The 20,061-nt window shown below is 63.5% G+C and carries 17 protein-coding genes; 5 read left to right on the top strand and 12 right to left on the bottom strand.

Translation table 11 applies throughout. From position 1 onward, the window contains the following. Positions 1-4 precede the first annotated feature (4 nt). From NKJ72_RS25120 to NKJ72_RS25135, 4 genes are all read right to left on the bottom strand, one after another. Complete coding sequence (locus NKJ72_RS25120; protein ID WP_352479859.1) at positions 5-1,003, bottom strand: ABC transporter ATP-binding protein; 999 nt, start codon at positions 1,001-1,003, stop codon at positions 5-7. 190 nt (positions 1,004-1,193) lie between these two features. Continuing rightward, the gene (locus NKJ72_RS25125) at positions 1,194-2,348 is read right to left on the bottom strand and encodes an ABC transporter substrate-binding protein (protein ID WP_352479860.1); all 1,155 of its coding nucleotides are present in this window, start codon (positions 2,346-2,348) and stop codon (positions 1,194-1,196) included. A 201-nt stretch (positions 2,349-2,549) separates the two neighbouring features. After that, complete coding sequence (locus NKJ72_RS25130; RefSeq protein ID WP_254816127.1) at positions 2,550-3,476, bottom strand: LysR family transcriptional regulator; 927 nt, start codon at positions 3,474-3,476, stop codon at positions 2,550-2,552. 66 nt (positions 3,477-3,542) lie between these two features. Then, complete coding sequence (locus tag NKJ72_RS25135) at positions 3,543-4,319, bottom strand: DeoR/GlpR family DNA-binding transcription regulator (RefSeq protein ID WP_352479861.1); 777 nt, start codon at positions 4,317-4,319, stop codon at positions 3,543-3,545. A gap of 435 nt (positions 4,320-4,754) precedes the next feature. Between NKJ72_RS25135 and NKJ72_RS25140 the strand changes: the two genes are divergently transcribed. Beyond that, positions 4,755-5,639 carry a phosphotransferase gene (locus NKJ72_RS25140; RefSeq protein WP_352479885.1) on the top strand — a complete coding sequence of 295 codons (885 nt, stop codon included), beginning with the start codon at positions 4,755-4,757 and terminating at the stop codon, positions 5,637-5,639. After that, the gene (locus NKJ72_RS25145) at positions 5,636-8,089 is read left to right on the top strand and encodes a GcvT family protein (protein WP_352479862.1); all 2,454 of its coding nucleotides are present in this window, start codon (positions 5,636-5,638) and stop codon (positions 8,087-8,089) included. Before NKJ72_RS25140 ends, NKJ72_RS25145 begins: the two co-directional genes overlap by 4 nt. A gap of 18 nt (positions 8,090-8,107) precedes the next feature. Here the strand turns inward: NKJ72_RS25145 and NKJ72_RS25150 are convergent, their stop codons facing one another. Next, entirely contained in the window at positions 8,108-8,740 is a 633-nt protein-coding gene (locus NKJ72_RS25150; protein ID WP_352479863.1) for a class I SAM-dependent DNA methyltransferase, read from the bottom strand. 105 nt (positions 8,741-8,845) lie between these two features. Between NKJ72_RS25150 and NKJ72_RS25155 the strand changes: the two genes are divergently transcribed. Then, positions 8,846-9,748 (top strand): phosphotransferase, encoded by a 903-nt coding sequence (locus tag NKJ72_RS25155; RefSeq protein ID WP_352479864.1) that lies wholly within the window; start codon positions 8,846-8,848, stop codon positions 9,746-9,748. Here the strand turns inward: NKJ72_RS25155 and NKJ72_RS25160 are convergent. The 3 genes from NKJ72_RS25160 to ilvD form a co-directional block, all read right to left on the bottom strand. After that, positions 9,745-10,665, bottom strand: coding sequence for a DMT family transporter (locus tag NKJ72_RS25160; protein ID WP_352479865.1), 921 nt, complete (start codon positions 10,663-10,665; stop codon positions 9,745-9,747). The two genes, NKJ72_RS25155 and NKJ72_RS25160, sit on opposite strands and share 4 nt — an antisense overlap. A gap of 115 nt (positions 10,666-10,780) precedes the next feature. Next, positions 10,781-12,055: an amidohydrolase family protein gene (locus NKJ72_RS25165; RefSeq protein WP_352479866.1), complete on the bottom strand. Its 1,275-nt coding sequence runs from the start codon at positions 12,053-12,055 to the stop codon at positions 10,781-10,783. Between the two features lie 232 nt (positions 12,056-12,287). Then, positions 12,288-14,132 (bottom strand): dihydroxy-acid dehydratase, encoded by a 1,845-nt coding sequence (ilvD, locus tag NKJ72_RS25170; RefSeq protein ID WP_352479867.1) that lies wholly within the window; start codon positions 14,130-14,132, stop codon positions 12,288-12,290. 289 nt (positions 14,133-14,421) lie between these two features. Here ilvD and NKJ72_RS25175 point away from each other — a divergent pair, with 289 nt between their 5' ends. Further along, a complete protein-coding gene (locus tag NKJ72_RS25175; protein ID WP_254816135.1) occupies positions 14,422-14,895 on the top strand; it encodes a VOC family protein in 474 nt (157 codons plus the stop codon). A 168-nt stretch (positions 14,896-15,063) separates the two neighbouring features. On the opposite strand, the gene NKJ72_RS25180 is transcribed toward NKJ72_RS25175, so the two are convergent. The 4 genes from NKJ72_RS25180 to NKJ72_RS25195 form a co-directional block, all read right to left on the bottom strand. Next, a complete protein-coding gene (locus NKJ72_RS25180) occupies positions 15,064-16,662 on the bottom strand; it encodes a peptide chain release factor 3 (protein WP_502901893.1) in 1,599 nt (532 codons plus the stop codon). A gap of 152 nt (positions 16,663-16,814) precedes the next feature. After that, on the bottom strand, positions 16,815-17,117 hold the full coding sequence (locus NKJ72_RS25185) for a YjiS-like domain-containing protein (protein ID WP_352479869.1): 303 nt from the start codon (positions 17,115-17,117) through the stop codon (positions 16,815-16,817). A 108-nt stretch (positions 17,118-17,225) separates the two neighbouring features. Beyond that, a complete protein-coding gene (locus NKJ72_RS25190; protein WP_352479870.1) occupies positions 17,226-17,741 on the bottom strand; it encodes a hypothetical protein in 516 nt (171 codons plus the stop codon). Between the two features lie 16 nt (positions 17,742-17,757). Then, a complete protein-coding gene (locus NKJ72_RS25195; RefSeq protein WP_254816139.1) occupies positions 17,758-18,039 on the bottom strand; it encodes a DUF4242 domain-containing protein in 282 nt (93 codons plus the stop codon). A gap of 204 nt (positions 18,040-18,243) precedes the next feature. Between NKJ72_RS25195 and NKJ72_RS25200 the strand changes: the two genes are divergently transcribed. Next, positions 18,244-20,046 carry a winged helix-turn-helix domain-containing protein gene (locus NKJ72_RS25200; RefSeq protein WP_352479886.1) on the top strand — a complete coding sequence of 601 codons (1,803 nt, stop codon included), beginning with the start codon at positions 18,244-18,246 and terminating at the stop codon, positions 20,044-20,046. Positions 20,047-20,061: the final 15 nt, after the last annotated feature.

The raw sequence follows: 20,061 nt of genomic DNA on the forward strand, positions 1-20,061 counted from the left end.
AGGCTCATCCGAGATCGTCCATCAGATGCAACTGCTCGCGGTTGAAGGTGAGCACGACCGCCTCGCCTTCCCGGGGCAAGGCAGCACCCGCCGGCACGATGGCATGCAGCCGCAAGCCCTCTGCATCGAGCGCCAGTCTTGTCGTGGCGCCGAGATAATTGGTCGACACCAGGCGGGCGGCAACGCCGTCGCCCTTGGCCGCCCGGCCGATGCGAATGGATTCGGGCCGCAGGCTGCCCCAGCGATGCTGGCCGGCATAGCGCTGGACGAAATCCGGCGGCAACACGTTGGACGAGCCGACGAAATCGGCGACGAAGCGGGTCTTGGGGCGCTGGTAGATGTCTTCCGGCGTGCCGATCTGCATGATCTTGCCATCGTTGAACACGGCGACGCGGTCGGCCATCGACAGCGCTTCGCCCTGGTCGTGGGTGACGAACACGAAGGTGATGCCAAGCGCCTTCTGCAGCGATTTCAACTCCTCCTGCATGTTTTCGCGGAGCTTGAGGTCGAGCGCGCCGAGCGGCTCGTCGAGCAGCAGCACCTTGGGCTGGTTGACCAGCGCACGGGCGAGCGCGACGCGCTGGCGCTGGCCGCCGGAAAGCTGGCCAGGGCGACGCGCGCCGTAGCCGGGAAGCCGCACCAGCGCCAGCGCGTCTTCCGCCGCCTTTTGCCGCTCCGGTCTGCCGATGCCCTTGACCATCAGCCCATAGGCGACGTTGTCGAGCACGTTGAGATGCGGGAACAGCGCATAATCCTGGAACACGGTGTTGACGTTGCGGCGATAGGGCGGCACGCCCTCGGCGCGTTCGCCGAAGATCGAGATCGACCCCGCCGTCGGCTGCTCGAAACCGGCAATGAGGCGCAGGCACGTCGTCTTGCCCGAGCCGGAAGGCCCGAGCATGGCGAAGAACTCGCCCGGCACGATGTCGAGATCGACCGCGTCGACCGCACGCACGCTGCCGAAATGGCGGGAGACTTTTTGGAAGGAAACGGCGGAGGTCATGGGGCTGTCCTGATCTGTCAGGCTCATCAAATTTTCATGCGGTTGTGCCGCCCCTCATCCGCCTGCCGGCACCTTCTCCCCGTATGGTGGACGGGGAGAAGGGAGGCGCTCCAACGCTGGCGGCCCCCCGTTCTTCACCGGGAGAGGGTAAGGGTGACGGGCAGCGCCGGGCTTCGTAGGTGAGGCGAACTCACCGCCCGCCGATGACGCCGATATAGTCCGACACCCAGCGGTAGTAGGGTACGCACTGGTCGTTCTGGGTGGCGCATTTCGAGACCGGCGTCTTCCAGAACTTGATCTTGTCGAAATTGTCGTAGCCGTTGGTCTTGCAGCCTTCTTCGCCGAGCAGTTCGTTGCCCTTGCAGGCGGCAGGCACCACCGGCAGCGAGCCGAACCAGGCGGAGACGTCGCCCTGCACTTTCGGCGACAGCGAATGCTCCATCCACATGTAGGCGCAGTTCGGGTGGGCAGCATCGGCCTCCATCATCGTGGTGTCGGCCCAGCCGGTAACGCCCTCCTCGGGGATGGTCGAGGCGACCGGCTTCTTGGCCGCGATCAGCGTGTTGACCTGGTAGGGCCAGGAGCCGGAGGCGACGACGCCTTCGTTCTGGAAATCGTCGACCTGGATGGCGGCGTCGTGCCAATAGCGTCCGACCAGCGTACGCTGGACCCGCAGAAGGTCGAGCGCGGCCTTGTACTGGTCTTCGGTCAGTTCGTACGGATCCTTGATGCCGAGCTCCGGCTTGTGGGCCATCAGGTAGTTGGCGGCATCGGCGATGTGGATGGGCCCGTCATAGGCCTGGACGCGGCCCTTGTTCGACTTGCCGTCGGAAAGCTTCATTTCCTCGAAGACCACGTTCCAGCTCTTCGGCGCCTCCTTGAACACTTCGGTGTTGTACATCAGCACGTTCGGCCCCCACTGATAGGGGACGCCGTAATGGACTCCGCCGACGGTGAACCAGGGCGCATCCTTCAGCCGGTCGTCGACCGTCTTCCAGCTCGGTATGAGGTCGGTGTTGATCGGCTGAACGCGCTTGCCTGCGACAAGGCGCAGCGAAGCGTCGCCCGAGGCGGTGACGAGATCGAAGCCGCCCTCGTTCATCAGCGAGACCATCTCGTCGGAGGTGTTGGCGGTCTTGACGTTGACCTTGCAGCCGGTTTCCTTCTCGAACGAAGTGACCCAATCATAGGCCTTGTCGGTTTCGCCGCGCTCGATATAGCCCGGCCAGGCGACGATATTGACCTCGCCTTCGCCTTTGCCGAGCTCCTTGACCTGGGCGATGGCCTGGCCGGAGAAGCTCAGCGCGACCGTCAAGGCAGTGCATGATTTCAGCAATGAATTCATCGTCGATCTCCCATTTTTGCATGACCTCGAAACCGGTTTCGGGCTTCGGAAGAAGATCATGCGCCCGTTCAAAGACGTTGGATGCGCGGCTCTGAGGGCCGTGCTCCGGCGGCAGCTTTGTTCCCTGACCGAAAAGTGCTGCGAAATTTCCGGTTTCGCAAATTCATTTATCAGAAAGCCGATATCGATTTTTCCGATACGTCAGCGGCCGATCTTCTCGGGTCGTTGGCGCACCATGCGCTGCGACTGGGCAAGTCCGATGAAGTCGCGCGCCGCTTGCGGCAGGCCGGAGCCGCGCCGCCAGACCATGCCGACCTGGACGACCGGCAACGACCCCGAAATATCGCGCGATTCGATGCGGTCGCCTTCCAGCGACCATGGCCGGTAGACGAGATCGGGCAGCAGCGCCACGCCGGCGCCGGTAGCGACGAGGCTGCGCACCGCTTCGACCGAGCGGGTGCGGAAGGCGACATGCGGCTTGGCGCCGATTGCCGTCAGCAGCTTTCCGGTATTCTCCTCGATCTCGTCGACGGTCAGCATGATCAGCGGTTCCGAGGCGATGTCGCCGATGCCGATGATGTCGGCACCGGCCAAGGGGTGGCCGAGCGGCAGCCACAGCCGGTAGGCCGAGACTTCGAGGATTTCGGACTGCAGCGCGGTGCGGTCGCGCAGGTTCGAGGTGACCATGACGGCAATGTCGAGCTTGCCGCCGATCAACAGATGCTCGAGATAGTCGCCATTGTCCTCGATCGCCGAGACCTCGACACCCGGATAGGCGCGGCGGTAGCGGGCAAGAAGATCGGAAAGCACATAGCCAGCGACCAACGAGGTGACGCCAAGTTGCAGCCGCCCGCTTGCCGCGATCCGTTCGCCGAAGAAGGCGCGGCGCGCATCGGAAACGTCGGCCAGGATCTTCCTCGCATGGCGCAGGAACTGGTGGCCTTTGTGGGTGATGTTCAAGCCGCGCGGGTGGCGCTCGAACAGCTCGACGCCGAGATCGTGCTCCAACTCCTTGATCGCTTCGGTGACCGAGGATTGCGAGATCGACAGGTTCTGGGCGGCGCCCGACACTGTGCCCTGCTCGGCCACGGCGATGAAGAACTGCAATTGGCGGATGGTGAAAGCCATGGCCGGACTAAACACGGCAGAGGCGGCGCTGGGAAGTGGGTGCTGGTGCCGATCTGCCGATAGAGCTCAGCCCTCGCTTCCGCCGTCCGCAATGCTGAGCCGCGCGCCGGCCTGGACGAGGGCGGCGGCGATGTCGTGCGGCGGCCGCCGGTCGGTGGCGAGTTCGGAAAAGCCGCCGAAGCCGCAGACCTGAACAAGGCCCTGGCGGCCGAACTTGCTGTGGTCGGTGACGACAAGCGAACGCTGACCGCGCGACAGCACCATGCGGGCGAATTCGGCCTCTTCCAGATCATAGTCCATGACGCCGGTGACAGCATCGACCGCACCGGTCGATATCACTGCATGGCTGACGGAAAAACGGCTGACGAATTCGATGGCCGAGACGCCGAAGGCAGCACCGGAATCGCTGCGCAGCTCGCCGCCGGCCATATAGACCTTGTTGCCGTTGACGGTGGCCAGTGTGCGGGCGATGTCGGAGGAGTTGGTGACGACCGTCAGCCGCCGGTGGCCGAGCAGTTCCCGGGCCAGGAATGAGGTGGTGGTGCCGGTGTCGAGCATGATCGATTCGCCGTCGCGGATGGTGGCGGCGACCATGCGGGCAATAGCTCGCTTGGCATCGGCGTTCTCGCGCATGCGCCGCTCGAACGGCGCTTCGCCGGCAATCGACGGCAGGCCGACGGCGCCGTGCATCTTGAGGATGGAACCGTCGCTGGTCAGTGGCTTGACGTCGCGGCGTACTGTCTCCAGCGAGACGCCCAGCCGATCAGCCAGGCTGGCAATGGTAACGGTGCCTTCCTCCTTGAGGAGGCGCAGGATTTCGCCATGCCGCTTCGAGTGGAGCATCAGTTCCATCCGGTCGGATTGTTGCACCATTGACCGGTTCTACGGCATAAATGCCACTAACTCCAGGAAATTTAGCAAAATTCGGGCAAAAAACCAGAAAACACCACAATTTCGCGTTGACAACGCCTCCAGCGTGGCGCGACATTATCGCCGTGACAGGCTCGGAACGGAGGACGACGGCTGAGCCGCACGAAAAATCGCCTGCCCGAATGCCCGGGAGATCGTCGGGTGCAAGGGTACCGAAATTCAGGATCCGCGGGGGCGGATGCCGGCGTCGAAGAACCCGGCACAAAGGGGCTCGTCGGTGCGGTGCGGGATACCGATCCCGAGATCTGCACCGACGAGATCTTCGCGTTGCCGCCATTCCTCCGTCCGATTGTCATCGCTGGCCAGCCGTGACATGCGTGGAAAATTGACCCGATGTTGGACGAGATCGTGACTGTCGAAGACCGCATCCGTGCGCTGCCTTGCTGGACCGGCGGCATCGATATCGCGCCGCTGCCGGGCGGGTTGAGCAATGCCAATTATCTGGTCAAGGACGCGGCCGGGCGGCACGTCGTGCGGATCGGCCAGGATTATCCGTTCCACCATGTCTTTCGCGAGCGCGAGATGATGACCGCGCGGGCAGCGCACGCGGCAGGCTTCGCTCCGGCCGTCCACTACACCGGACCCGGCGTCATGGTGACGGAGTATCTCGGCGCCAAGGCCTATGTCGCGCAGGACGTGCGCGCTGATCTCGGCCGCGTTGCCGCGTTGCTGCGCGGCTTCCACCGGGAGATGCCCAGTCACATCTCCGGCGCCGGCTTCATGTTCTGGGTATTCCACGTCATTCGCGACTATGCGCGCACGCTGGAGGAAGGCCGCAGCCGCAAGCTGGACGAATTGCCACGCCTTTTGACCCTGGCGGACGAGCTCGAGCGCGCGCAAAAACTGCTGCCGATCGTCTTCGGTCACAACGATCTTCTGCCGGCCAACATAATCGACGACGGTCACAGGCTGTGGCTCATCGACTTCGAATATGCCGGCTTCAACACCGCAATGTTCGACCTTGCCGGTGCGGCTTCGAACGCCGGCATGAGCGACGAGGAATCCTTCGCCTTCCTGACCGCCTATTTCATGAAGGAGCCGGACCCGGCGATACGGCGCTCGCACGCCGCCATGCAATGCGCGTCGCTGCTGCGTGAGGCGATGTGGGGCATGGTTTCCGAGCTCTACCTCGATGCGCCCGGCGTCGACTACGCCGCCTACGCCGACGAAAACCTGGCGCGGCTCGAAGCCGCCCTGGAAAACTACAGGACAAAATACGGGACGCGGACATGACCTTGCCCGCCCAGGCCGGGATCGTGGTCATCGGCGGTGGCATCATCGGCTGTTCGACGGCCTATCATCTGGCGCGCGACCACAAGGCCGAAATCGTGCTGCTCGAACAGGGCAAACTGACCTCGGGTTCGACCTGGCATGCTGCCGGGCTGGTCGGCCAGCTACGCTCGTCGGCGTCGATCACGCGCGTGCTCAAATATTCAGTCGATCTCTACAAGGGGCTGGAAGCCGAAACCGGCCTCGCCACCGGCTGGAAGATGACTGGCTGCCTGCGCCTCGCCACCAATGCCGACCGCTGGACCGAGTATAAGCGGCTGGCAACGACGGCCAAGAGCTTCGGCATGGACATGCATCTGCTGTCGCCGGCCGAGGTCAAGGAAATGTGGCCGCTGCTGGAAACCGGCGACCTCGTCGGCGCGTCCTGGCTGCCGACCGACGGTCAGGCAAGCCCTTCCGACATCACCCAGTCACTGGCCAAGGGCGCGCGCATGCATGGCGCAAAATTGTTCGAGGAGGTGCGGGTCACCGGCTTTGAACTGACCAACGGCCGGATCGTCAAGGTTAGGACGAACAGGGGCGATATCGCCTGCGACAAGGTGGTGAACTGCGCCGGGCAATGGGCGCGGCAGGTGGGTGCGTTGGCCGGCATCAACGTGCCGCTGCAGCCGGTGAAGCACCAGTACATCATCACCGAGAGGATCGTCGGCCTGGCGACCGACGCGCCGACAATTCGCGACCCCGATCGCCGCACCTATTTCAAGGAGGAGGTCGGCGGGTTGGTGATGGGCGGCTACGAGCCGAACCCGCAGGCGTGGACGACCGGTCTGCCCGGCGGCGATGTGCCGGACGATTGGGAGTTCCGGCTGTTCGACGATGATTACGATCATTTCGAGCAGCATATGAGCCAGGCGATCGAGCGCGTCCCGGCGCTTGCCAATGTCGGCGTCAAGCAGATGATCAACGGGCCGGAGAGCTTTACGCCGGACGGCAATTTCATCCTCGGCGTGGCGCCGGAATGCCCCAATATGTTCGTCGGCGCCGGCTTCAATGCCTTCGGCATCGCGTCCGGCGGCGGCGCCGGCTGGGCGCTGGCGCAATGGGTCGTCGACGGCGAGGCGCCGCTCGATTTGTGGGTGGTCGACATCCGCCGCTTCTCCGACCTGCACCGCGACCGGAAATGGGTCGGCGACCGCACGCTGGAAGCGTACGGCAAGCACTACACGATCGGCTTCCCGCATGAGGAATATGTCAGCGGACGGCCGCGCATCGTCTCACCTTTGTACGAGCGGCTGCAAAGACATCGCGCCGTGTTCGGCTCGAAACTTGGCTGGGAGCGGCCGAACTGGTTCGCACCGGCAGGCATCGAGCCGAAGGACGTCTATTCGATGGGCCGGCAGAACTGGTTTTCACCCGTCGACGACGAGCATCGCCATGTGCGCGAAAAGATCGGTATTTTCGACCAATCGTCGTTTGCCAAATACGAAATGACCGGAGCCGACGCGCTGAAGGCGCTGGACTGGATCTGCGCCAATGACGTCGCCAAGCCGGTCGGCCGGCTGACCTACACACAGCTCCTCAATACGCGTGGCGGCATCGAGGCCGATTTGACCGTGGCGAGGCTCGGTGAGGAAAAATTCTACATCGTCACCGGCACCGGGTTCCGCACGCACGATTTCTCCTGGATTGCCGATCATATCGGCAGGGAGTTCGACGTGACGCTGACCGACGTCACCGAGGATTTCGGCACATTGTCGCTGATGGGGCCGCGCGCACGTGATGTGCTGTCGGCGGTGACCGATGCTGACGTCTCGAATGCCGCCTTTCCGTTCGGCCATGTTCGCGAGATCGCCATTGCCGGCCACGCCGTGCGGGCACTGCGCGTCACCTATGTTGGCGAACTAGGCTGGGAATTGCATGCGCCGATCGCGGCGACAGGCGAGGTTTTCGACGCGCTGATGGCGGCGGGCGCTACCCACGACATCCGCCCGGTCGGCTACCGGGCGCTGGAATCGCTGCGGCTGGAAAAAGGCTACCGCGCCTGGGGCGCCGACATCACGCCCAACGACACGCCGCAGGAGGCCGGCCTCGGCTGGGCGGTGAAGCTCAGGAAAAACACCGATTTCCTCGGCCGGCGGGCGCTTGAAAAGCTCGGTGGCTCGACGCTCAGGAAACGCTTTGCCGGCTTCACTGTCGACGATCCCGACGTCGTGCTGCTCGGGCGCGAGACCATCCTGCGCAACGGCGAGGCGGTCGGTTATCTCACCAGCGGCGGCTATGGCTACACCATCGGCAAGAACATCGGCTACGGCTATGTGCGCAATGCCTATGGCGTCAGCGATGATTTCCTCACCTCCGGCGACTACGAGCTGGTTGTGGCAATGGAACGGACGCCGGCGAAGATTCACCTCGAGCCGCTTTACGATCCGGCAGGAGTAAAGGTGAAGGCGTAGAGCCTTCCGATTTCAGCCTCAGTTCACGATGAGCACCAGCCCCCGGCTAGGCACCGTATCGGCCTCGCCTGGCATCGAGACATAGGGCGGCGTCTCCTCGGCGCGGGTGACGATGCCTTGCGCCTCGAGCTCGGCGATCCGCGCGGCAAAACCCATGTCCCACAGAGTGTTCTTCACCGTCAGCACGATCACTCCGCCCGGCCGGCAGATGCGGATCAGCTCGTCCAGACCCTCGGCTCCGACATGGCCCGACGTGAAGACGCCGGCTGAGATGATCCCGGCATAGGCATCATCCACGAAGGGGAGCGGCCCGCCAAGCGCCAGGCAGTGAAGCGCCGAATAGACGCCCTTTCGCGCCGCTTGCGCCAGCATTCCTTCCGAGATGTCGAGCGCCTCGACCTGCGGATAACCGGTAATGGCGAGCCACTCGCCGATGAGCCCGGTGCCGGCGCCGGCATCGAGCAGAGGTGCGGCGCCGCGCGGCAGATGGCGGGCCAGCAAGGCAAGGCAGATGGTGGGATGGCGATAGCCGGCCGCCGACATGTCGGCGTCGTAAGTGCCGGCCCAGCTGTCGTAGAGCGCGGCTACGTCTTCCGGCCGCTTCGCCGCATAGGCTGCGGCGAGTGCGCTCTGCTGTTTGCTGTCCGTCATTGCTGTTCCGTCGCCTGGTATTGATCCGCTACGCGATGATAGCCAAACGGCGAAAACTGTGGAACCGTCGTCGCGACGATAAAGATGGGAAAAGGAGCGAAAGCCATGGCGGATGAGCAGGCACGCGCCGCGCTTGCGGCCATTCCGATGCTGGCCGGCTATGACGGCCCGCTGGAGCGGCTCGGCGGCCTGACCAACCTCGTCTTCAGGGGTAAGGATTTCTGCCTGCGTATCCCCGGCAAGGGTACCGAGGAATACATTAACCGCGCCAACGAGGCAGTGGCGGCCCGGGAAGCGGCAAAGGCCGGCGTCAGCCCGGAAGTGCTGCATGTCGATGCCGAGACGGGCGTGCTGGTGACCCGCTTCATCGCCGGCGCCGAGACGATGTCGCCGGAAAAATTCAAGACCCGAGCGGGCAGCCCGGCACGCGCCGGCAAGGCCTTTCGCAAGCTGCACACATCCGGCGCGGTGTTCCCCTTCCGCTTCGAGCTGTTTGCGATGATCGACGATTATCTGAAAGTGCTGTCAACCAAGGACGTCGCGCTGCCTGCCGGCTACCACGATGTGGTCCGCGAGGCGGAGGCAGTGCGCTCAGCACTTGCGGCTCAACCTCTGCCGATCGTCGCCTGCCACTGCGACCCGCTCTGCGAAAACTTTCTCGATACGGGCGACAGGATGTGGATCGTCGACTGGGAATATTCCGGCATGAACGATCCGCTCTGGGATCTCGGCGACCTCAGCGTCGAAGGGCAATTCGACGCCGCGCAGGACGAGGAAATGATGCTGGCCTATTTCGGCGGCGAGCCGAGACCGGCGGAGCGCGCCCGCATCGTCATCTACAAGGCGATGTGCGACCTTTTGTGGACGCTGTGGGGACTGATCCAGCTTGCCAACAAAAATCCGGCCGACGACTTTCGCGCCTATGCAGACGGCCGGTTTGCGCGCTGCAAGGCACTGATGGAGATGCCGGAATTTTCGCGGCATCTCGCGGCGGTGCGCCGGGGTTAATTCACACCCTTCGGTACGTTTTCGGGCGGTACCGTGTCGACCACCTTCTGGCGGTGGAAGATGAACAGGCCGGCCAGCACGACGATGGCCGAGCCGATCAGGATGCGCGGCCCAGGCACATCGCCGAAGAAGGCGAGGCCGAAGACCACTGCCCACAACAGCAGGCTGTAATGCAGCGGCGCCAAGGTCGAGGCCGGCGCCAGCTTCAACGCCCTGGTGATCATCAGATGCGCGCCGCAGGAGACGATGCCGAGAAGCAGCATGGCGCCGAAATCGAGCGAGGACGGCGTCCTCCAGCTGCCGAGGGTCAGCGCAGCGCCGACCAGCAGCGTGCCGATGGTTTGCCAGGTGACCAGCGAAGTGTCGCTGGTGCCGCGCAGCCGCCGATTGAGGATGATGGCGAAGGCAAAGGAAATGCTGCCGGCGAGCGCGAACATCGAGGACAGCGAGAACGCGGCCGACGACGGCTTCAGCATGATCAGCACGCCGCAGAAACCGACCAGGATAGCCGCCCAGCGGCGCCAGCCGACCCTTTCGCCGAGCAAAAAGTGCGACAGCGCCGCGACGTAGATCGGCCCGGCCATGTAGAAGCTCATCACATCGGCGAGCGGCAGATAGACGACCGCCGCGTAGAACAGCGCCGTATCAAGCGTCGTCATCACCACGCGCAGCAGCTGCAGCTCCGGCCGCTCCATGAGAAACAGCTTGGCCGCCCCTTGATGTGCAATCATCGGCCCGAGTATGAAAAACGCGCCGATCGAGCGGATCAGCACGACCTGGCCGACGGAAAAACTGGCGACCAGCCACTTGCCCATCGCATCGTTCAGCGCAAACAGGAAGTCGCCGGCGAGCATCAGCAGGATGCCGGCCAGCAGCACGTTCCTGATCGTCGAATTCTGGGCTGCGGGCTGCGCCATTCCGTTACCGGTTCCTCGCCGTGGGGTACGGTGACCCGCGTCGTAGTCGCAAGCTGCGGCCGTGACGAGGCGAAAATCGAGAATTCGGTAAGACCAGCGCCGGAAATCGGCTGGACTAAGCGTGGCGCCGGTTCACCGTGCCCGGCCTTCCGGCGATCGAAAGCCGCGTGTCCTGCCGGCTGCGCTCGGCCACCACCTTGCCCCTGGCAATGACGCAGAGACGCTCTGGGCGCAGCCGCAGCGCCTCGACTGGGTTGCCGGCATCGAGAACGACCAGGCTGGCGCGCTTGCCGACCGCCAGGCCAAGGTGGTCGAGGCCCATGATGGCGGCATTGACGTTGGTGACCATGTCGAAGCAGCGCGCCATCTCGGCCGGGCTCGACATCTGGGCGACATGCAGGCCCATGAAGGCGACGTCGAGCATGTCTGCGGTGCCCAGCGAATACCAGGGGTCGAGCACGCAATCCTGGCCCCAGCCGACGCGGATGCCGTGCGCCAGCATCTCCTTGACCCGCGTCAGGCCGCGGCGCTTGGGAAAGGTGTCGTGGCGGCCCTGCAGCATGATGTTGATCAGCGGATTGGGGATCGCCGAAACGCCGGCCTCGGCAATCAGCGGCAATAGCTTCGAAACGTAGTAATTATCCATCGAATGCATCGATGTCAGGTGCGAGCCGGCCACTCTGCCCTGCAACCCGAGCCGCTGCGTCTCATAGGCCAACTGCTCGATGTGGCGCGATAGCGGATCGTCGGTCTCGTCGCAATGCAAGTCGACCATCAGGCCGCGTTTGGCCGCGATCTCGCAGAGCTCGGTGACGGAGCGCGTGCCGTCGGCCATTGTGCGCTCGAAATGCGGAATGCCGCCGACTACATCGACGCCTATGTCGAGCGCCCGGATGGTGTTGCTGCGCGCCGTCGGCGAGCGATAGAAGCCGTCCTGCGGGAAGGCGACCAATTGCAGGTCGATATAGGGGGCAACGGTCTTCTTCACGTCGAGCAGCGCTTCGACCGCCAGCAGGCGGTCGTCGCAAACATCGACATGGGTTCGGATCGCGAGCAGGCCCATCGACACCGCCCAGTCGCAATAGGCAAGCGCACGGTCGCGCACCGCCTCATGGGTCAGAAGCGGCTTCAGCTCGCCCCAAAGCGAGATGCCTTCGAGCAACGTGCCCGAGACATTGATGCGCGGAATGCCGAGCGAAAGCGTTGCGTCCATATGGAAATGCGGATCGACGAAAGGTGGCGAGACCAGATTGCCACGGGCATCGATCGCCGTGCCGGCGCTGACGTTCAGCTCGGGCTCTATCGCTGCGATCGTTTCGCCGACGATACCGATATCGGCGATCCTGCCGTCGGGCAGCGTGCCGCCGCGCACCACAAGGTCGAAATCCATCTATCGCCACCTCGTTCAAAAAGGCATTTCTTTCCATGCAGCGTGCTACCGCAAGGCGGAACCTTCAGGCGCGGCTTTCCCTTCTCCCCTTGTGGGAGAAGGTGGCCGAGCGAAGCTCGGTCGGATGAGGGGTGTTCCAGCTCGGCATCCCCTGCACTCCGTCCAGCACCCCTCAACCGTCTCGGCGCTGCGCGCCGATCCACCTTCTCCCACAAGGGGAGAAGGAAAGGCCCTATTCCGGCACGTACCGCACCGCCCCCTTGGCGGCACTTGTCGCCATCGCCGCATAGGCGCGCAAGGCCGTCGTCACCTTGCGCTTGCGCTTTTCCTCGGGCTTCCAGGCAGTTGGTCCCTTCGCCTCCATCGCCGCACGACGGGCGGTGAGCTCCGCGTCGTCGACGGCAAGCCTGATGGTGCGGTTGGGGATGTCGATCTCGATCGTGTCGCCTTCCCTGACCAGCCCGATCAGCCCGCCTTCAGCCGCTTCCGGCGAGACGTGGCCGATCGACAGGCCGGAGGTGCCGCCGGAAAAACGACCGTCGGTGATCAGTGCGCAGGCTTTGCCGAGGCCCTTCGATTTGAGATAGCTGGTCGGATAGAGCATTTCCTGCATGCCGGGGCCGCCGCGCGGGCCTTCATAACGGATAACGACGACATCGCCGGCCTTGATCTCGTTCGACAGGATCGCCTTGACGCTGGCGTCCTGGCTTTCGAACACTCTTGCCGGACCGGTGAATTTCAGGATCGATTCATCGACACCGGCCGTCTTCACGATGCAACCGTCGAGCGCGAGATTGCCTTTCAGCACGGCAAGGCCGCCATCCCTTGAGAAAGGATGTTCGGCCGAGCGGATGACGCCCGTCTCGCGATCGAGATCGAGATCGTCCCAGCGGCGGTCCTGGCTGAAGGCGACCTGCGTCGGCACGCCGCCGGGTGCCGCGAGGAAGAAGTCGCGGACATTCCGGCTTGAGGTGCGGGAGATATCCCAATGATCGAGCGCTTCGCCGAGGCTTGCGGTGTGCACCGTCGGCAGGTCGCGGTTGATCAGCCCTGCGCTATCCAACTGGCCGAGGATCGCCATGATGCCGCCGGCGCGGTGGACGTCCTCCATGTGGACGTCGGCCTTGGCCGGCGCCACCTTGCACAGCACCGGCACCCGCCGCGACAGCCGGTCGATGTCTTCCATGGCGAAGTCGACCTCGCCCTCATGTGCCGCGGCGAGGATGTGCAGCACGGTGTTGGTCGAGCCGCCCATGGCAATGTCGAGCGTCATGGCGTTCTCGAAGGCGCCCTTCGAGGCGATGCTGCGCGGTAGCGCGGTGTCGTCGTCCTGCTCGTAATAGCGCTGGGCGAGATCGACGATCAGATGGCCGGCCTCGACGAACAGGCGCTTGCGGTCGGCATGCGTCGCCAGCGTCGAGCCGTTGCCGGGCAGCGACAGGCCGAGCGCCTCGGTCAGGCAGTTCATCGAATTGGCGGTGAACATGCCCGAGCACGAGCCGCAGGTCGGACAGGCCGATCGCTCGATGATCTTGACGTCCTCGTCGGACACCTTGTCGTCAGCGGCCGCGACCATGGCGTCGACCAGGTCAAGCGCCTGGCTCTTGCCGGCGAGCACCACCTTGCCGGCCTCCATCGGCCCGCCGGAGACGAAGACGGTCGGGATGTTGAGGCGCAGCGACGCCATCAGCATGCCCGGCGTGATCTTGTCGCAATTCGAGATGCAGACCATGGCGTCGGCGCAATGCGCGTTGACCATGTATTCGACCGAGTCGGCGATCAATTCTCGCGACGGCAGCGAATAGAGCATGCCGTCATGGCCCATGGCGATGCCGTCGTCGACGGCTATGGTGTTGAATTCCTTGGCCACGCCGCCGGCCTTTTCGATCTCGCGGGCAACCAGCTGGCCTAGGTCCTTCAGATGGACATGGCCCGGCACGAACTGGGTGAAGGAATTGACCACGGCGATGATCGGCTTGCCGAAATCCGAATCCTTCATCCCGGTGGCGCGCCACAGACCGCGAGCGCCGGCCATGTTGCGGCCATGGGTGGTGGTGCGGGAACGGTAGGCGGGCATTGAACTGTCCTTGCTGTCTGCTCGCGCCGCACAGGCGCGGAAAACCGGAATTGAGCCGCAGGCCTTATAGACGCCAAGCTCTGGTCTGGCCACAATTTTGCGCTGCGCCAGGGCGCGGAACGAGCGCCAGCCAAAGACGCAGCCGGTCCAGGCCGTAAAAAAGTCAGAGGTGTTGTCGGATCGGGTCTCGCTCGAGCGTCCTTAGGCAGACGGCGGGGCCGGGCATCAATCGCCAGCCGGCCGTTTTGCGAGTGAAAACAAAGCCAAAACCAGTCCGAGGAGCAAGAGAATGCAAAAGATCACCCCCTGCCTGTGGTTCGACGACCAGGCCGAGGAGGCCATGAACCATTACATCTCCATCTTCAAGAATTCGAAGGTGCTGAGCGTGATGCGCTGGCCCAAGGGCAGCGGCGATAATGAGGGCAAGGTGCTGATGGTCTCATTCGAGCTCGACGGCGTTCAGTTCCAGGCGCTCAACGGCGGGCCGCAATTCAAGTTCACCCAGGCAGTCTCGCTCTCCATCGACTGCAAGACGCAGGAAGAGGTTGACTATTTCTGGGACAGGCTCATCGCCGGCGGTGGCGAGCCCAGCCAGTGCAGCTGGCTGAAGGACAAGTTCGGCCTCTCCTGGCAGGTCGTTCCCGAGCAGTTGCCCAAGCTGCTGCTGGACCCCGACAGGGAAAAGGCCGGCCGGGTGATGCAGGCGATGATGCAGATGAGCAAGATCGACATCGCCAAGATCGAAGAGGCAGCCAGGGGGTGAACGAACGCGGTCTTGCCTTCCCTCCTGTGGGAGAAGGTGGATCGGCGCGAAGCGCCGAGACGGTTGAGGGATGCTGGACGGAATGAGACGTTGGTGTTTCCTGGAACACCCCTCATCCGTCGCCTTCGGCGACACCTTCTCCCCCAAGGGGAGAAGGGAAGGGGCGCATCAAGCCGCTTTGTCGCGGACCTGATAATCCTTTACCGCCGCAAAGCGGATCGCCTTCCAGCGCTCGGCCTCGTAGTTGAGCGAGAAGGCGTGCTGGGCGAGGAACACCGGATCGTTGTCGAGGTCGCGGGCAATGTCGCCGCGATGCGCCTCGATGAAGCGCTGGAGCTCGGCCTTGTCGTCGGCCGAGATCCAGCGGCAGACCGAAAAGCGCGACATCTCGAAATCGACCGGCAGTGTGTATTCGAAGTTCAGCCGCTCTTTCAGGACATCGAGCTGCAGGGCGCCGACGACGCCGACGATGGCCGGCGAGCCGTCCTCCGGCGAGAACAATTGCACGACGCCTTCCTCGGCCATCTGGTGCAGCGCCTCCTTGAGCTTCTTGGCCTTCATCGCGTCGCCGAGGCGGACGCGGCGCAGGATTTCCGGCGCGAAATTCGGCACGCCGCGAAACAGGATCTCCTCGCCTTCGGTCAGCGTGTCGCCGATGCGCAGCGTGCCGTGGTTGGGAATACCGACGACATCGCCGGCAAACGCCTCGTCGGCGGTGACGCGGGTGCGGGCGAAGAAGAATTGCGGCGCCGACAGGCTCATCGGCTTCCCCGTGCGCACCAGCTTGGCCTTCATGCCGCGCTCGAGCTTGCCGGAGCAGACGCGGACGAAAGCGATACGGTCGCGGTGGTTGGGGTCCATATTGGCCTGGATCTTGAAGACGAAGGAGGTCATCTTGTCCTCGGTCGCCTCGACCTTGCGCGTGTCGGCCTCCTGCGCGCGCGGCGGCGGCCCATAGGCGCCGAGCGCCTCGATCAGGTCGCGCACGCCGTAATTGCGCAGCGCCGAGCCGAAATAGACCGGTGTCAGATGGCCTTCGCGAAAGGCTTCCAGATCGAGCGGGCGGCAGGCCTCGCGCGCCAGCTCCAGCTCCTCGATGAAAGCCTCCCGGTCGTTCTCCGGCAAGAGACCGGCGACACGGTTGGAATCGGGGCCGTTGACCGGCGTGCGCTCCTTTTCAGCGTCGCCCTTGCGCACAGCATTCAGCGCCAGATGGTAGGTCCCGCAAAAGGTCTTGCCGCGGCCGATCGGCCAGGTGATCGGTGCGGTATCAAGCGCCAGCTTCTGCTCGATCTCGTCGAGGATGTCGAACGGGTCGCGGCTTTCTCGGTCCATCTTGTTGACGAAGGTGATGATCGGGATATCGCGCAACCGGCAGACCTCGAACAGTTTCAACGTGCGCGGCTCGATGCCCTTGGCGGCGTCGATGACCATCACCGCGCTGTCGACCGCCGACAGCGTGCGATAAGTGTCGTCGGCGAAATCCTCGTGGCCGGGCGTGTCGAGCAGGTTGAAGACAGTGTCCTCATATTCGAAGGTCATCACCGAGGTGACCACCGAAATGCCGCGCTCGCGTTCGATCTTCATCCAGTCGGACCGGGTCTGGATGCGGTCCTTCTTGGCCTTGACCTCGCCGGCAAGCTGGATCGCACCGCCGAACAAAAGCAGCTTTTCGGTGAGCGTCGTCTTGCCGGCGTCGGGGTGAGCAATGATCGCGAAAGTGCGGCGGCGCGATACCGCTTGTTCGATGTATTCAGCCAATTTCATGGAATCCTGTCTGTGGCGCGGGCTTTTAGCAGCGCTTTCTCTGCCTGTCGACGGTTTTGGGCTAATGGGCTCGGCCGAAGGGACATGCCGGTTTGTCGTTGCGACCGAATAGGACCCTGTCCTAGCGAGCCAACGGCACAGATTGCGGCTGTTCAGATGAGAAGATACTCTCCCGCTATGTCCACGCTACCATGATTTGCTTCTGGTAAGGGTGGCTGGTGGCCGACGCCCCTGCCGCCGAGCCAGGTAATCGACTGGATCTCCGAGCGGTTTATGCCGACGTCGCGCAACAGGTAGTCCGGCAGTTCGTAAAGCAATGCGCGGTCACGCCGGATGCGGATGATGCGGGCTAAGGCGCGTGGAACGGCGAGCCACATTTCGACGATTGCGGCGACGAACCGCGAACTATCGGGATGATCGGCGATTAAATCCGGCTCTGTATGTCCGATCAGCATGGCAATATTTCCTGTGGTTCGAGGGATGGGAGACACGGTTCCGAGATGTCGGCCGCGGAATGTTGGGAGAGCCATGCAATGGCCCTCCTGGGCGCTGCGTAACACCAGTCAAGACATGTCGTGTTCGCAGCTCACATAAGGGTTCCAGTCGGCGAACATGCCGGCCGGATTGTGCCGCCAGTGCCAGACGTGAAGCTCGTAGTAGGGGTCCACGGGATGAACGCCCACCGTCGTCTTGCGCTGGAGAGTGCGTCCGAGAAACTCGGGAACACCCTTGCCCTTCCAGTCCTTCTCGAAGACTATATATTCCATGCCAACGAGCTGCATGGAGCCGTCGGGCTCAGGTTCGTAGGTCAGCACGTCCGGCTCGCCGAGCACCAGCTTGCCGTCACCGGCACGACCGGGATGGATGAAGTGTACACCCATCGTGCCGTGCTCGTCATGTGTCGTGCATTCGAACAACTGCTGGTAACCGTCGGCTTTGGCGACCTCGATGCTGAGGTATTTGGCCGCCATCTCCCGCGACCGGTTGAGGACCGGGTCAGGTATGTCATGAGCATCCGCCGCGCCGCAGAAGAATGCCGAGATTGCCACGGCGAGCACAATATCTGAAAAGAGCTTCACGATCCGTCCCTCCCTGCTAGGCCTGAGCGTAGGCGGTCGTTGGATCGAACAGGCGCTTCACCTGTGTGATCTTTGTGGCCGGGAAGCCGCTCATCTTGGCATGGCGCTGGATTATCGCTTCGTCCTTCGCGAGGTAGACGCAGAACGTTTTGTCATCCGCAACGAACGACTCCACCCACTGAATTTCCGGGCCGAGTTCGGCAAGAACAGCGTTCGAAGCCTTGGATGCCTCGCGAAGCTGCTCTCGCTCGAAAGTGCCGACCTTCGGAATGTCCCTTTCAATGATGTACTTATGCATTTTCCTAGTTTCCTTGTGTTGGGTTCAAATGTCGCCGGACGGCCGATCGCTGCCGATGACATCCCCGGGGTTGCTGAGCTAAAATGCTCCTTGGCCGGCCAGGCACATGGAGAATGACAGGAGGGGCGGCCAACAGTCCTTACGCCGCTCTTATCTTCTTCTGATCCTTTGCCCATTGTCGTAGGAGGAATGCTGCCGATGGGGATGTATTGCTTCGGTGACTTCGAGCTGAACGAGGAAGCTCGCGGTCTTCGCCTCGCCGGCAGGGAGATCGAGGCGCAACCTCTGGTCTTCGATTTCCTCGCCATTCTTCTGCGCCATCGGAGCCGGGCTTTGAGCAAGGAAGAGTTGCTCGAAACGCTGTGGCCGGGCGTCACGGTGACCGAAGCCTCGCTGCAGCGTGTTGCCAGCCTGGCTCGCAGCATCCTTCGCCAGGGCGGCATGGAAACGGCACTGCGCAACCTGCCGCGGTTCGGCTACCGGATGTGTCTCGATCCGCCAGCCGTTTCGGAACGAGCGCCGACTCTCCCTGATCCGTCGACTGCGCATTCGAGCGCTAGCTTGCAGATCTTGGCCGCGCGGGCGGCTGCTTCGGCCAGGAAATGGTATGAGGCCGCGGCTTTGTTCGCCGAAGCGGACACTGCCGACGAGCTGGTCACCGCCGATCTCGAGGAATGGGCGCTGGCTCTGGAATGCATGGGGCGGCCGGCCGAAGCCATCCCGCCGCTGACGCGTGCCGTGAGGGCATACAGCATTGCTGGGCAAGGTTCGCGGGCCGCTGCTCCGGCAATCACACTTGCGCGGATCCACCTAGAGCGAGGAGAGCTTGCCGTCGCCAAGGGCTGGCATCAGCGCGCGGCAGCATTGATCGGCACCGCCACCGATAGCCGGGAGCACGGCCTTTGGTGTTGGATGGGGTCGCGGATCAAGGCCGCGGACGCGGAACCGGAACAGGCGCTGGCGTTTGCCGAGCAGGCCTGCGTCGTCGGCAAACATCTGGAAGATCCGGTCGTGGAGTCGCTCGGCCTTGTCTATCGCGGTTTTTTCAAGCTTTGCCTTGGCGACACCCAATCCGGACTGGAAGATCAGGACGCCGCCGCCGCCCTCGGTTTGTCCAGCGACGTCGATCCGGTGGTCGGCGGAATTCTCTATTGCAACGTCCTTTGGGCCTGCCGAAATATCGGCGACTGGTCGAGAGCAAACCAGTGGACCCTCGGTTACGAGAATTGGTGCAGGGGCCACGGGCTAGAGGATCTGTCGGGCTCGTGCCGGTTGCATCGGGCCGAGGTGCTCGGCGTGCACGGCACGCTGAAGGAAGCGGAAGCATTGGTGCGCACCGCCCTCGACCAACTTGCGCTCGATGCGCCTTGGGCGATGGGCGACGCGTTGCGCGTGTTAGGCGACATCCATCTTGCGGCAGGGGACCTCACCGAGGCGGAAGCTGCGTATCGTGGCGCCCATGCGGTCGGCTGGGACCCTCAGCCGGGCCTTGCATTGCTGCAGCTCGAGCAAGGACAGGCAGAAGCCGCGTTCAGCGCTCTCGAGCGGTCCCTGATCGGGTCCGCCTGGCCGACCTTGCAGCGTCGGGGTTTGATTCTCGCCACTCTGGCAAAGGTGGCGGCACGAACGGATCGACTGGAGCGCGCGAAGCAGGTCATCGCCGAACTGGAAACCCAGCCACAGCGCTGGCCGATGGCATCTATCCGGGCGCTCACCTCGGAAGCCAAGGCCGAGCTTTTCATACGGGAAGGCCGCTTGGCCGAGGCCATTGGAGAACTGCAAGTTGCATACTCGCGCTGGAATGAGATCGGTTCGGCGGTTAATGCCGCCGACGCCCGGCTCTCGCTTGCGGCTTTGCTCATTCAACTGGGTGATCGCACCGGCGCAGAATTGGAACTTGGCACCGTGCTGACGGTCGCAAGGAAAGTCGATTCGTCACGGCTTATGCGCCGATACGAAACCTTGAAGGCGCTGCTCGGCGGCACAAATAGAGAGGCACCCGCGTAAGAAGCTACGGCGGCG

Origin of the sequence: Mesorhizobium sp. M0045 (assembly GCF_040323385.1) — a bacterium.
Lineage (GTDB): Bacteria > Pseudomonadota > Alphaproteobacteria > Rhizobiales > Rhizobiaceae > Mesorhizobium.

What these genes read in the sequence shown, in the direction of transcription:
- NKJ72_RS25180 (WP_502901893.1), bottom strand. Translation starts at nt 16,662, where the DNA reads ATGAAATTGGCTGAATACATCGAACAAGCGGTATCGCGCCGCCGCACT.
- NKJ72_RS25185 (WP_352479869.1), bottom strand. Translation starts at nt 17,117, where the DNA reads ATGCTGATCGGACATACAGAGCCGGATTTAATCGCCGATCATCCCGAT.
- NKJ72_RS25200 (WP_352479886.1), top strand. Translation starts at nt 18,244, where the DNA reads ATGTATTGCTTCGGTGACTTCGAGCTGAACGAGGAAGCTCGCGGTCTT.
- NKJ72_RS25135 (WP_352479861.1), bottom strand. Translation starts at nt 4,319, where the DNA reads ATGCTCCACTCGAAGCGGCATGGCGAAATCCTGCGCCTCCTCAAGGAG.
- NKJ72_RS25195 (WP_254816139.1), bottom strand. Translation starts at nt 18,039, where the DNA reads ATGCATAAGTACATCATTGAAAGGGACATTCCGAAGGTCGGCACTTTC.
- NKJ72_RS25160 (WP_352479865.1), bottom strand. Translation starts at nt 10,665, where the DNA reads ATGGCGCAGCCCGCAGCCCAGAATTCGACGATCAGGAACGTGCTGCTG.
- NKJ72_RS25150 (WP_352479863.1), bottom strand. Translation starts at nt 8,740, where the DNA reads ATGACGGACAGCAAACAGCAGAGCGCACTCGCCGCAGCCTATGCGGCG.
- NKJ72_RS25155 (WP_352479864.1), top strand. Translation starts at nt 8,846, where the DNA reads ATGGCGGATGAGCAGGCACGCGCCGCGCTTGCGGCCATTCCGATGCTG.
- ilvD (WP_352479867.1), bottom strand. Translation starts at nt 14,132, where the DNA reads ATGCCCGCCTACCGTTCCCGCACCACCACCCATGGCCGCAACATGGCC.
- NKJ72_RS25175 (WP_254816135.1), top strand. Translation starts at nt 14,422, where the DNA reads ATGCAAAAGATCACCCCCTGCCTGTGGTTCGACGACCAGGCCGAGGAG.
- NKJ72_RS25145 (WP_352479862.1), top strand. Translation starts at nt 5,636, where the DNA reads ATGACCTTGCCCGCCCAGGCCGGGATCGTGGTCATCGGCGGTGGCATC.
- NKJ72_RS25120 (WP_352479859.1), bottom strand. Translation starts at nt 1,003, where the DNA reads ATGACCTCCGCCGTTTCCTTCCAAAAAGTCTCCCGCCATTTCGGCAGC.
- NKJ72_RS25130 (WP_254816127.1), bottom strand. Translation starts at nt 3,476, where the DNA reads ATGGCTTTCACCATCCGCCAATTGCAGTTCTTCATCGCCGTGGCCGAG.
- NKJ72_RS25165 (WP_352479866.1), bottom strand. Translation starts at nt 12,055, where the DNA reads ATGGATTTCGACCTTGTGGTGCGCGGCGGCACGCTGCCCGACGGCAGG.
- NKJ72_RS25125 (WP_352479860.1), bottom strand. Translation starts at nt 2,348, where the DNA reads ATGAATTCATTGCTGAAATCATGCACTGCCTTGACGGTCGCGCTGAGC.